Source organism: Kaistia sp. UC242_56, assembly GCF_044452255.1.
GTDB classification, from domain to species: domain Bacteria; phylum Pseudomonadota; class Alphaproteobacteria; order Rhizobiales; family Kaistiaceae; genus Kaistia; species Kaistia defluvii_A.
Genome location: NZ_JBIOAN010000002.1, coordinates 3,703,064 through 3,715,622, shown reverse-complemented (window position 1 = coordinate 3,715,622; position 12,559 = coordinate 3,703,064). Strand labels below are relative to the sequence as shown.

The window sequence follows — 12,559 nt, the reverse complement described above, 5'->3', positions numbered from 1 at the left end:
TAAGCCAGTCCGCAGGGGGAGGCGCGCTTTCGATGTCTGGAACGAGTCTCAGCCCCGCAGCCTTCCCGGCTCAATCAGGCGATGATAGAATCTCTCACGAAAGCTCAAGGATGCGGCGGATCGCGATGATGGAAACTATCAAGGTGGGACCGGCATGTACGGCATGACCCGGCCGACTATCCGCGACCTCGCCGAAGCCGCCGGCGTCGGCGTCGCCACGGTCGACCGGGTGCTGAACCAGCGCGCGCCCGTCCGGCGCGAGACGGCGGAGCGCGTGCTCGCCGCCGCGGAGGCGATCGGCTATCACGGCACCGGCCTGCTGAAGCGGCGGCTGGAGGAGACCGCGCCAAGCCGCACCTTCGGCTTCCTGCTGCAGCGCCGCGCCGATGCCTTCTACCAGGAGATGGCGGCGGCGCTGGTGGCGGCCACCCGCGCCGCGCCCGGCGTGCGCGGCAAGCCGGTCGTCGAGTTCGTCGAGGATATCTCGGCCGGCACGGTGGCGGAAAAGCTGTTGGCGCTGGGCGCGCGGGTCGATGCGCTCGCCGTCGTCGCCGCCGACCACCCCAAGGTGACCGAGGCGGTGGAGCAACTCGCCGCGCGGGGCGTCGGCGTGATGACCCTGCTCTCGGAACTGTCGGCGCCGAGCGGCATCGGCCATGTCGGCATCGACCATCGCAAGGCCGGGCGCACCGCCGCCTGGGCGATTTCGCGGCTGGCGAAAAAGCCGGGTAGCGTCGGCATCTTCGTCGGCAGCCATCGCTATGTCGGGCACGAACTCTCCGAGATCAGTTTTCGCAGCTATTTTCGCGAGCATGCGCCGGAGTTTCGCCTGCTCGAACCGCTCGCCAATCTGGAGGATCCGCATCTGGCGCATGAGGGCACGATGGAGCTACTGCGGCGCAATCCGGACCTGGTCGGCATCTATGTCGCCGGCGGCGGCATGGCCGGGCTGATCTCGGCTCTGCGCGAGAGCGGGGCGGCCGGCCGGATCCTCGCCGTCTGCAACGAACTCGTGCCGGAAACGCGCGCGGCGCTGGTCGATGGCGTGCTCGACGCGGTGATCGCGACTCCGGTGCAGGCGCTCGCGGAAAGGTCGGTTGAGATCCTCGCCCGCGCCGTGGCGGGCCGGGGCGGGGAGGGGGAGAACCGCGTGCTGTTGCCGTTCGAACTCTATGTTTCCGAGAATGTCTGATGGTGGCGGGCCGATGAAAGAGGCTAGGGTGGGCCCACAGTCCGGCTGCGCAACCCTCGCATCGCGCCGTCCCAGGCACGATCCCGCCCCGGGGGTCGCTTCCCGAAACTCTCTCAGCGGGTGAGCCGCGTGCCAATCCATCGCCTTCTTCGTGCCCGGATCCCCGTGCGGCGCTACAGCCAGGAAATGTTCGCGTTCCGGCGCGGCGACATCCGGCCGGAAACCGTCATTGCCTGCATGCCGGCGATCGCCATCTGCCTCGCGGCCGGCATCGTGTTCGGGCGGCCGGATTTCGGCCTGGTCGCGGCCAGCGGCGCCTTCTCGGTCGGCTTCGGCGCCTATCAGCGCTTCACGGCCGTGCGCGCCGCGCCGATGATCCTCGCCATGGCGGGCATGAGCGTGGCCGCCTGTGTCGGGTCGTTTTCCGGCAGCTACCTGCCGCTGATGATCCTGTTCTCCGCCATGTTCGGCGCGCTTTGCGGCGGCGCCAACGCCGCCGGCCCGGCCGCCTGGTGGATCACGCTGCAATGGGCGATCGCCTTCTTCGTCGCCGACGCCTATCCCTCCGACATCCAGGGCGCGCTGGGGCGCGCGGGGCTGATCTTCAGCGGCGGCCTGCTGCAGATCGCGCTGGTGACGCTGGTCTGGGTGCTGGCCGGCAAGTCGGCTGTTATTCGCGAGCATGACGGCTCCGATCACTGGCAGGACCTGTTCGCCGTGATGGGCCGCCGCCTGACAGGACATTCCGACACGCTGCGGATCGCGATCGCCACGGCGATCCTGGCGGTAGCGACCACCTTGCTCACCAAGACGACGCAGATCCCGAACGGCTACTGGATCCCGGTGACGGCGCTGATCATCCTGAAGCCGCAATCCGACAAGACGGTCGAGCGCGTCGTCTTCCGCATCTGCGGCACGGTCGCCGGCGCCGGCATCGCCACGCTGATCGCAGCGCTGCTACGGCCCGACGACAGCCTGCTGGCCGTGCTGGTGGTGCTGCTCGCCGGCGTCGCCTATTCGATGCAGCGCTCCGGCTATGCCGCCTTTGTCGCCTGCGTCACGGCCTGCGTCGCCTTCCTGGTGGCGCTGGCCGGCCTGCCGGAGATCCAGGTGGTCGAGCATCGCATCATCGCCACCGTGATCGGCGGGCTGCTGGCGCTGGCGACGGCGGTCTGCGTCGAGGCGTGGGATCGGCGGGCGCAGCGGGGCGCCGAGCCGCCGGCCACCGACGGCTAGCGCATTTCACCGTTTCTCTGAAACGGCGCAACGCTCCAACTCCTTGTTGGGTCGCGTTTTCTTTACGCGAACCGGTACCCACTTCGCTCGTAAACGCTCTAGCGCTTCAGCAGCCACTCATGCTCGGGATCGTTGTGGAACTTCCACGTCCGCTTCGGCCCGGCCATGACGTTGAGATAATAGAGATCGTAGCCATGGATGGTGGCGCAGGGGTGATATCCCCTGGGCACCAGCGTCACCACGCCGTCCTCGACCAGCATCGTCTCGTCGAGCGTGCGGTCGTCGGTATAGACGCGCTGGAAGGCGAAGCCCTGCGGCGGGTTGAGGCGGTGGTAATAGGTTTCCTCGAGCTGCGATTCCGCCGGCAGGTTGTCGGTGTCATGCTTGTGCGGCGGATAGCTCGAGGTGTGGCCGCCGGGCGTGATCACCTCGACGACCAGCAGCGAATCCGCCGCCGCCGTCTCGGGCAGGATGTTGGTGACGTAGCGCGTGTTGGTGCCGGTGCCCCGCGTCTCCTGCGTGACCTTGTCGGGCCGGATATGGCGCGGCGGCAGGTTGCCGCCGGTCGACGGCGCCGAGCAGACGGCGAGCGTCACCGGCGTCGTCGCCGTCACCATCCAGTCATGATCGGCCGGCACGTAGACTGAGTCCGGCTTGCCGTCGAAGGGCGACATCCGCTCGCCCAGAATGTTGAAATCGACATCCTCGATGATGATGCGCGCCTTGCCGGAAACCAGCACCAGGCAGACCTCGCGGTCATTGGTGTTGGCCTGCGCCATCTCGCCCGGCGCAAGCTGGTAGAGATCAAAGCCGACATGCGACCATCCCGCCGATTGCGGCGTGACGTGGATGGTCTGGCCCTTGCTGCCGATCGGCTTGACGAGAAGATCTGCCATGAAGGTCTCCCTGGATTGCAACACAGGCTTGGGCCGAAACTCCACTTCACCTCTCCCTAAGGGAGAGGTCGGAGCGAAGCTCCGGGTGAGGGTTTAGGGAACTTGCCCGGTGAGGCCGTAAACCCTCACCCGCCGCACTGCGTGCGTCGACCTCTCCCTCAGGGAGAGGTGAAGAACCGCGTGGTGCAAAGTCCCTTTACCGCTTCAATCCCGCAGCATCGATAAACCGGTTGAGATTGTCGAATCCCATCTTCACATAGCGCGCCGGTGGCGCCTTGACGGGGTCCTGTTCGGCCTCGATCACGATCCAGCCGGCATAGTCCGGGATCTCCCGGAACACGGCGACATAGTCGATCGCGCCATCGCCCGGCACGGTATAGACGCCGGCCAGCACGCTATCGAGGAACGACCAGTCGCCGGCGGCCGCCTGCTTCGCCACGTCCGGGCGGACGTCCTTGGTGTGGACATGGGCGATGCGGTCGCGATAGTGCCGCGCCAGCCGGGCCGGGTCGCCGCCCGCCCAGGTGATGTGGCCGGTATCGAGCAGCAGCTTGACCGCCGGTCCCGTCGCCTCCATCAGCCGGTCGATCTCGGCCTCGGTCTGGATCACCGTGCCCATGTGGTGGTGATAGACCAGCGTCAGGCCCTCGCGGGAAAGATAGTCGGCGAACTCGGTCAGCCGCGTGGTGAAGCGGCCCCATTCGACCTCGCTCATCAGCGGCCGCGTCGAAAGCGGCGCGGATTGCGCGCCATGGATGGTGCGGGTGCATTCCGCCGCGATGAACACCTTGCAGCCGAACGCCTTCAACAGGTCGATATGAGCGCGGGCCTGCTTCCACTCTTCCTCGGCGTCGCGCTCGATCAGGAAGGTCGAATACCAGCCGCCGACGAGGTCGAGGCCATGGCCGGCCAGGATCGGCCGCAGCGTCTCCGCGTCGCGCGGAAACTTGTGGCCCAGCTCCATGCCCTCGATGCCGATGGCTTTCGCTTCGGACAGGCATTGCTCGAGCGAGATGTCGCCGCCGATGCCCTGCTTGTCGTCGTTGGACCAGCAGATCGGATTGGCGCCGATGCGGATCATGGGGTGCTTCCTCGTTGGTTTGTCGGCGGTATCGGTTTGGGTTGGCGTTCCCTCTCCCGCGCGCGGGAGAGGCTAGGGGCTTTGCTTTTGACTTCACCTCTCCCTTAGGGAGAGGTCGACGCACGCCGTGCGGCGGGTGAGGGTTTACGGCTTCTCCGACCTCTCTCTCAGGGAGAGGTGAGGGAAGGGTTCTCGTTCATTCCATTCAAGCTTCCCTCCGCCCGTCATCCCGGGCAAGCGAAGCGCGACCCGGCAACTGTGTGGTCACGGGTTGAATGAGAGGTGTTGTCGGAGCATGGCGTTGGCGATGACTAGGATCTTTCTGGCGATAGCGATGAGGGCGACCTTGGGTGGCTTTCCGGCGTTGATCATGCGTCGGTAGGCGTCTGCGAAGCGTTGCTCGATCCGGGCGGCGCAGACGGCTGCCATGTAGAGGGCCTCGCGGACGCGCCGTCGTCCGCCGTGGATGCGGCGACTGCCGCGGAACTGACCACTGTCGACATTGTAGGGTGCCAGGCCAGCCAGCGCGGCGATGGTCTTGGGAGAGCGCTGGCCGAGTTCGGGCAGCAGGGCGATCAGCGTGGCGCTGGCGACGGGGCCGACGCCGGGGATTGAGCGCAGCCGCGCCTCAGCACCGGCGAGATCGGCCGAGGCCTTGATGCAGGCCTGAATGGTGCGCTCCAGCGCCGCGATGCGGATGTCGAGCCAGGCCAGGGTCTCGCGGATGTCGTCGGCGATCTCGTCGCTGCATCCCTGCCGTCGGGTGCGTTCCTGCTTGCGCATGGCGACGAGCTGGTCGCGACGCTTGTGCAACTCCGCCAGACGGTTGCGCTCCGGGGAGCGCGGCTGGCGGGGCGCGGGACGAAGCGTCTGGGCCATGGCGGCGAGCATGCGCGCATCGATCCGGTCGGTCTTGGCGAGAACGCCGGTGGCGCGGGCGAAGTCACGCGCCCGGGCCGGATTGACGCGAACGAAAGCGATGCCGGCCTCTGTCAGGGCCTGAGCGAGGACCCGGTCGTACGGACCGGTCGCCTCGAACACGACGAGGATATCGCCATGCCGCCAAGGTTCGAGCCTTTGCGCGATCGCCTCGGCTTGATTGGCGATGCGTTCGGCCACGCCCACGGCGCCGTCGAACAGATCCAGATGGGCTTTGGAGATGTCGCAACCGACAAAGCCAGGGTGTATCTTCATGATGCCTATCCCTGTGCTGCGAGGTCCGTCACCACGGCCTCGATCAACTGTTCAGGCTTGGGTATCGAAGCAGGCGGACGAGGACCGGGCCGGCTCACGGTCTCGAAGACCAGGGATCCAACGATCTCTCGTCCGCCACCCCATCATCGCACAGCTTCAACACACAGGGATCCATGTCTCCGCCGGGCGCTGGCGGGTGGATGGATCCCTGCTTTCGCAGGGATGACGGCCGAGGGTGTTGTTCCATTTTGCCTACGCTCCCGTCATCCCGGACCGTCTCCGATCATCCCGCAACACTTTCGGCTTCAACTCTTGCCTCGACCGAAGCTCAACACACTCGCCGTTATCCCGGGCTCGACCCGGGATCCATTCAGCCGACTGCCTTGGGAAGTTGAATGGATCCCCGCCTTCGCGGGGATGACGCCGGAGCAGGGGACGGACGGGCAGGGCCTCAATCCACCACCCGCTGCGCCTGCATCGCCTTTTCGTATTCCTTGCGCGCCGCGTTCACCTCCGGGCGTGGGCTCACTTCCGGCACGGCGACGTCCCACCAGTTGCCGCCTTCCTCGGTCGTCACCAGCGGGTCGGTGTCGATGACCAGCACTGTCGTGCGGTCGTTCGTCACCGCGGCGGCGAGTCCCGCTTCCAGTTCTGCGATCGAGGCGACCTTGGTCGCGATCGCGCCAAGGCTCGCCGCATGCGCCGCGAAATCGATCGTGGGCAAGACGTCGTGCCGTGCGTCCTTGAGCAGATTGTTGAAGTTGGCGCCGCCGGTGGCCATCTGCAGCCGGTTGATGCAGCCATAGCCGGCATTGTCGAGCACGACGATGGTGAGCCGCAGCCCCAGCATGACCGAGGTGGCGATCTCGGAATTCATCATCAGATAGGAGCCGTCGCCGACCATGACGACGACTTCCTGGTGCGGCTTCGCCATCTTGACGCCGAGCCCGCCGGCGATCTCGTAGCCCATGGTCGAATAGCCATATTCGAGATGGTAGGAGCCGGGCGCGCCCGCCTGCCAGAGCTTGTGCAACTCTCCCGGCAGGCCGCCGGCCGCGCAGACCACCGTCGCGCCGGATCCGAGCGCCCGCTGCACCGCGCCGATCACCTGGCCATCGGAGGGAAGCGCTGCATTGGTCGCGGCGGTCGCCTTGTCGGCCGCGCGGAACCAGAGGGTGCGCTCCTCTCGTGCGCGGTCGGTCCAGTCTTCCGGGGCGCTCAGCGCTTCGAGCTGCAATCCGATCTCGCGAAGGCCCGCTTGCGCGTCGGCGACCAGCGGCAGCGCCCGATGCTTGGTCGCGTCGAACACCTGCGTGTTGAGGCCGATGATCGTCTTGCCGTTCTGGAACAGCGACCAGGAGCCGGTGGTGAAATCCTGCAGCCTGGTGCCGACCGCCAGGATGACGTCGGCCTCTCGGGCCAGCGCGTTGGCGGCGGAGGTGCCCGTGACGCCGATCGAGCCCATGTTGAGGGGATGGTCGGCTGGCAGCGAGGATTTGCCCGCCTGCGTCTCGGCGACGGGAATGCCGTGTGCTTCGGCGAAGTTGGCGAGCGTCTCTGTCGCGCCGGAATAGAGCACGCCGCCGCCGGAGATGATCAGCGGCTTCCGCGCCGTGCGCAGCGCCGCGACCGCGGCGGCCAGTTCGTCGTCGGAAGGTCGTGGCCGGCGCTGCGTCCAGACTTTCTCGTCAAAGAAGGCTTCCGGATAATCATAGGCTTCCGCCTGCACGTCCTGGCAGAGCGACAGCGTCACCGGCCCGCAATCGGCTGGGTCGGTCAGCACCGCCATGGCGCGGGGCAGGGCGGCCAGGATCTGCTCGGGCCGCGTGATGCGGTCGAAATAGCGCGAGATCGGCCGGAACACGTCATTGACCGAGACGGTGCCGTCGGCGAAATCCTCGACCTGCTGCAGCACGGGGTCGGGCCGGCGGTTGGCGAAGATGTCGCCGGGCAGGAACAGGACGGGCAGGCGGTTCACATGCGCCATGGCGCAGGCGGTCACCAGGTTGGTGGCGCCGGGGCCGATCGAGCTGGTCACCGCCATCATGCGGCGGCGGAAGCTCGCCTTGGCATAGGCGATCGCGGCATGCGCCATCGCCTGCTCGTTATGGGCGCGGAAGGTCGGCAGCTCGTCGCGATGCTGATAGAGCGCCTCGCCGATCGCGGCGACATTGCCATGGCCGAAGATCGCCCAGACGCCGGCGAAGATCGGCACGGTCTTGCCGTCGATGATGGTCTTCTGGTTGGCGAGATAACGCGTCAGCGCCTGCGCCATGGTGAGACGGATGGTTGTCATCAGGCTGTTTCCTCGCCCATTTTTGTCGCGCTCCGCCCCGGTCGTCTGGGACGGTCTCCCTTGTTCTTCAAGCTAGTCTGTCACGGCTGCCGCCGCGAGAGACGGAGCCTCGCCTTCTTCACCTCTCCCCATGGGAGAGGGGAAGATCTTCCCTCGCGCCCGCATCGCACCGCCCGCATTCCCACCCTCGTCGTCATCCCGGGCGAAGACCCGGGATCCATTCAGCGGGGTTGGCCGCCACGCGAGACGCCCGAGGCCGCTGATGGATGGATCCCTGCTTTCGCAGGGATGACGACGGAGGGTGTTGAGTGCTTCTCGTCCACCCTCGTCAGTCAGCTCCGCCCGCTTTTCCATCCTTCCGTCATACCTGCGAAAGCAGGGATCCATTCTTTCATTCTTGTCCTCACTTCAGACGCCGAGGCTGCCGGCTCCCCGCCTTCGCGGGGATGACGACCGAGTGGGGGAAACCCTGGCGGCCCCCACCCCACAAAAGAATCTCACGCCACCTCCGGCTGCCGCGTCGATTCCCAGGCCGCAACCAGCTTGCCGAAGCGGGTCGCCATGTCGGCCACCGCCGCCTCGTCGTCGATGCGGCCGGAAAGCCAGCCTTCCGCGGCTTCCGCGAAGATCGTCCGGCCGACGGCAAAACCCTTGACCAGAGGCGTCGCGGCGGCGATGCGGAAGGCGGCGACCAGCTCGCTTTCCGGTGCTTCCAGTCCGAGCAGGACGATGCCCCGGCAGAGCGGATCGTTGGCCGCGATCACCTGTTCGATGGCGCGCCACGCGGCCGGGCTTGTCTGCGGCTCCAGCTTCCACCAGTCCGGCTTGATGCCGAGCTCGTAGAGCCGGGCGAGGATCGACGACACGGTGGTCTCGGTCAGAGCGCCATGCTTGCCGGCGATGATCTCGATCAGAAGCTCCCGGCCCACGGTCCGCGCCGCGTCGGCGACGCGCAGCAATTCGCGCTCTTGCCGCGCCTTCAGCTCGGCGCTGTCGTCAGGATGATAGAAGCAGAGGCACTTGATCGTGTGGCCGATCGGCCATTCGGCCAGGTGGCTGCCGAGATCGGGCATATGGTCGAAGTCGAGCGGGCGCGAGCCGGGCTTCTCGACCGGCCGGCCGATCCAGAAGCCCTGTTCGGCGGCGCGCGGAAACGCCTTCTGGCCATAGGTGGAATCGAGCAGCATGCCGAAGCCGGCCCGCCCCTTCGCGACACGCGCCGCCGCTTCGACCGCCAGTGCCTTGATGCCCTCGATTTTTTCCCGCGGCACATTGAGTTTGTCGGCGACGGCTTCCAACTGCGAGCGATGGTCGATCGCCAGCGCCATCAGCGTTTCCGGCTGCTCGCGGCGCGTGGTGGCCCAGTGCAGATGGTTGAGCGCCGCGTCCTTGCGCAAAGCGCGGTGCGAACTGCCATGTTCGAGGAACCAGGAAAGCTCGGCCCAGGTCGGATATTCCGGCGAGCAGAGCAGCCGCGACACGGCGAAGGCGCCGCAGGCATTGGCCCAGGTGGCGGCGGTTTCCAGCGCTTCGCCTTTCAGCCAGCCGCGCAGGAAGCCGGACATGAAGGCATCACCCGCGCCCAGCACGTTATAGACCTCTATCGGAAAGCCCTTGCCGACGATGCCCTGCTCGAGATCATCGGGGATCGCGCCCTCATAGACGATGCAGCCCATGGCGCCGCGCTTCAGCACGATGGTGGCCTCGGACAGTGCCCGGATTGTTTTCAGCGCGCCAAGTACATCGTCGGCGCCGGACGCGATGCGGATTTCCTCCTCGGTGCCGACGATCAGGTCGCAATCCCGCAGGATCGACTTCAGCTGCTTCGACACGCGGTCGGATTTCACATAGCGGGCGAAGCCGTCGCCATGGCCGGCGAGGCCCCAGAGATTGGGGCGGTAGTCGATGTCGAACACGACCTTGCCGCCATGCGCCTTGGCGATCCGGATCGCCTTGCGCTGCGCCTTGTCGCTGTTCTCGCGCGAGAAATGCGTGCCGGTAACGACGATCGCTTCCGCCGAGGCGATGAACGCCTCGTCGATATCCGCCTCCGACAGCGCCATGTCGGCGCAATCGGTGCGGTAGAAGATCATCGGCGAGACGCCCTCATCCTCGACGGCGAGCAGCACCAGCGCCGTCAGCCGGTCGGGATCGGTGGCGATGCCGTCGGTCGCCACGCCCTCGCGCACCATCTGCTCGCGGATGAAGCGGCCCATCTGTTCGTCGCCGACGCGGGTGATGACCGCCGACTTCAGACCGAGCCGGGCCGTGCCGATCGCGATGTTGGACGGGCAGCCGCCGACCGACTTGGCGAAGGAGGTGATGTCCTCGAGGCGGGAGAAGATCTGCTGGCCGTAGAGGTCGACCGAGGATCGCCCGATGGTGATCACGTCGAGCGGTCGGGCCGGCGTGTCGCCCCCACGAGCCTGGGTCATCGCAATCTCCGTCCCGGTTAACGAGGGGGTTACGGGCCGTTACCAGAAAACGGCCGCGACGCACCCTGACTTACGCGGGGCAGTGAAACAAAAATTCTGCGATTTCGTCAATATGGAATATTCGAACCGTCAACTGCGACGTGCTTCGGCGACGGCGACGGTCAGCGTCATGGCGAGCGCCATGGAGGCGGAGAGCGAGCGGAAGCCCTCATAGTCGGCCTCGACCACTTCGAACCAGACGCCGATCTTGGGGATCAGCGGGCTGAACGGGCTGTCGGTGATGACCACCAGCGGCGTGCCGCCCTCGTTGATCTGGCGCGCGTAATTGAGCGTCGCCGAGGCATAGGGCGTGAAGGAGATCGCGATCGCGGCGTCGCGCGGCGTGGCGAAGGAGAGCGTTTCCGGGTCGTTGCCCTGGGCCGAGCCCACCAGCACGGACTTCACGCCGAGCTTGCCGAAGGCGTAGCTCATATAGGAGGTGACGGGGAAGGAGCGGCGCTGGCCGATCAGATAGATCGTCTCGGCGCGGGCAAGCAGGGCTGCCGCCTCGTCGATCTGCTCGACCTGCACGCGCTCGCGCAGCGAGCCCACCGACCGTTCCGCTGCCTTGCAAAACCCGGCAAAAAGCGTGGCCGACTTGCTGTCGCCGGCGACATGCGAGCGCAGCGACGACAGGCGTTCGGAGTAGTTGGAGGTGCGGTCGCGCAGCCGGTCCTGGAACACGGCCTGCAGGTCGGAAAAGCCCTGATAGCCGAAGGCCTGGGCGAAGCGCACCAGCGTCGAGGGCTGGACCTCGGCCTTTTCGGCGATGCTCGCCGCGGTGCCGAAGGCGACATCGTCGGGATTTGCGACGGCGTAGATGGCGACCTGGGCGAGGCGCTTCGGCAGCGTCTCCTTCCGGCTCACCATCAGATTGCGCAGGCTCCAGAAATCGCGGGGCGGCAGGGCGTCATTGTCGTCGAGGGTCATGATCGCGGTTCTTTCCTACGCATTCGCGCAGCTTTCTCCGACTTCGGCGCGAAAATCAACTCTTGACGCGCATCCGGGTTGATGGAATGAATATTCCGGCATCGGATATGAGGGTTCATTTATTCCGGAATATCGATGCGGCGAAATCACAGAGCAGCAAAAACGGCCGGATTCTCGCATTTTTTCATTCTCGGGAGGAATGTCATGAAGATGAAATTGAAGGCAATGCTTGCGGCCACGGCTCTTGCCGTCTCCGCCGTCGCTGCGCATGCCGATATCATCGTCGTCAGCCACGGCCAGGCGTCGGATCCGTTCTGGTCGGTGGTCAAGAACGGTGTCACCGAGGCCGGCAAGGATCTGGGCGTCAAGGTCGACTACCGCGCGCCGGAAACCTTCGACATGGTCGCAATGGCGCAGCTGATCGATGCGGCCGTCAACCAGAAGCCGGAGGGCCTCGTCGTCTCGATCCCGGATGCGGATGCGCTCGGGCCGTCGATCCAGAAGGCCGTTGCGGCCGGCATTCCCGTCATCTCGATGAACTCGGGCTCCGATGTCTCGAAGAAGCTCGGTGCGCTGCTGCATGTCGGGCAGAGCGAATATGATGCCGGCAAGGCCGCCGGCGCGAAGCTGAAGGAAATGGGCGGCAAGAAGGGGATTTGCGTCAACCACGAAGTTGGCAATGTCTCCCTCGACGTTCGTTGCAAGGGCTTCACGGATGGCTTTGGCGCCGTCACCGTCCTGCCGACCTCGAACGATCCCGCCGACGTGAAGGCCAAGGTGAAGGCGGCGCTTGCCTCCGATACCGCCATCGACACGATCCTGACGCTGAACGCCTCGCTCGCGGGAGAGCCCTCTGTCGCCGCGGTTGGCGAATCCGGCATGGACGGCAAGGTCCATGTCGCCAGCTTCGACCTGTCCTCGGGTCTCCTGCAGGCCATCGCCGACGGCAAGGCATCCTTTGCCATCGATCAGCAGCAGTTCCTTCAGGGCTATTTGCCGGTCGCCTTCCTGGCGTTGCATAGCAAATATGGTTTGATGCCGGGCGGCGACGTCCCCTCGGGCCCCAATCTGGTGACCAAGGATTCGGCCGCCAAGGTCATCGAGCTCTCGTCCAAGGGCATTCGCTAGCCGCAATCTGGCTGGATGCGCGCGGGCCCGAGGGCCGGCGCGCATCCAGCTTGTTGGCCGCCCGGTTTCGGGCGTGCCGGATGAACACCTTTCGAAAACGAGCCGGCGTTCTCAAGCGATCTGCGTGAATGC

The 12,559-nt window shown here is 66.2% G+C and carries 9 protein-coding genes; 3 read left to right on the top strand and 6 right to left on the bottom strand.

Annotated elements, in window-relative coordinates; translation table 11 throughout:
• The first annotated feature begins 163 nt into the window (after positions 1-163).
• Both ACHMWQ_RS20250 and ACHMWQ_RS20245 read left to right on the top strand, forming a co-directional pair.
• Positions 164-1,192: a LacI family DNA-binding transcriptional regulator gene (locus ACHMWQ_RS20250; protein WP_396308839.1), complete on the top strand. Its 1,029-nt coding sequence runs from the start codon at positions 164-166 to the stop codon at positions 1,190-1,192.
• Positions 1,193-1,321: 129 nt separating this feature from the next.
• A complete protein-coding gene (locus ACHMWQ_RS20245; RefSeq protein ID WP_396308838.1) occupies positions 1,322-2,428 on the top strand; it encodes an FUSC family protein in 1,107 nt (368 codons plus the stop codon).
• 98 nt (positions 2,429-2,526) lie between these two features.
• On the opposite strand, the gene iolB is transcribed toward ACHMWQ_RS20245, so the two are convergent.
• The 6 genes from iolB to ACHMWQ_RS20215 all read right to left on the bottom strand — a co-directional run bounded on the left by iolB (position 2,527) and on the right by ACHMWQ_RS20215 (position 11,299).
• On the bottom strand, positions 2,527-3,324 hold the full coding sequence (gene iolB / locus ACHMWQ_RS20240) for a 5-deoxy-glucuronate isomerase (RefSeq protein WP_396308837.1): 798 nt from the start codon (positions 3,322-3,324) through the stop codon (positions 2,527-2,529).
• Between the two features lie 196 nt (positions 3,325-3,520).
• Positions 3,521-4,405 carry a myo-inosose-2 dehydratase gene (gene iolE, locus ACHMWQ_RS20235; protein WP_396308836.1) on the bottom strand — a complete coding sequence of 295 codons (885 nt, stop codon included), beginning with the start codon at positions 4,403-4,405 and terminating at the stop codon, positions 3,521-3,523.
• Positions 4,406-4,669: 264 nt separating this feature from the next.
• Positions 4,670-5,599 carry an IS110 family transposase gene (locus ACHMWQ_RS20230; RefSeq protein WP_396306466.1) on the bottom strand — a complete coding sequence of 310 codons (930 nt, stop codon included), beginning with the start codon at positions 5,597-5,599 and terminating at the stop codon, positions 4,670-4,672.
• A gap of 451 nt (positions 5,600-6,050) precedes the next feature.
• Positions 6,051-7,898, bottom strand: coding sequence for a 3D-(3,5/4)-trihydroxycyclohexane-1,2-dione acylhydrolase (decyclizing) (gene iolD, locus ACHMWQ_RS20225; protein ID WP_396309496.1), 1,848 nt, complete (start codon positions 7,896-7,898; stop codon positions 6,051-6,053).
• 494 nt (positions 7,899-8,392) lie between these two features.
• Positions 8,393-10,330, bottom strand: coding sequence for a 5-dehydro-2-deoxygluconokinase (iolC, locus tag ACHMWQ_RS20220; protein WP_396308835.1), 1,938 nt, complete (start codon positions 10,328-10,330; stop codon positions 8,393-8,395).
• A 129-nt stretch (positions 10,331-10,459) separates the two neighbouring features.
• On the bottom strand, positions 10,460-11,299 hold the full coding sequence (locus ACHMWQ_RS20215; RefSeq protein WP_354550513.1) for a MurR/RpiR family transcriptional regulator: 840 nt from the start codon (positions 11,297-11,299) through the stop codon (positions 10,460-10,462).
• Between the two features lie 204 nt (positions 11,300-11,503).
• Here ACHMWQ_RS20215 and ACHMWQ_RS20210 point away from each other — a divergent pair, with 204 nt between their 5' ends.
• Positions 11,504-12,427 (top strand): sugar ABC transporter substrate-binding protein, encoded by a 924-nt coding sequence (locus tag ACHMWQ_RS20210; protein ID WP_396308834.1) that lies wholly within the window; start codon positions 11,504-11,506, stop codon positions 12,425-12,427.
• The last annotated feature ends 132 nt before the right edge of the window (positions 12,428-12,559 follow it).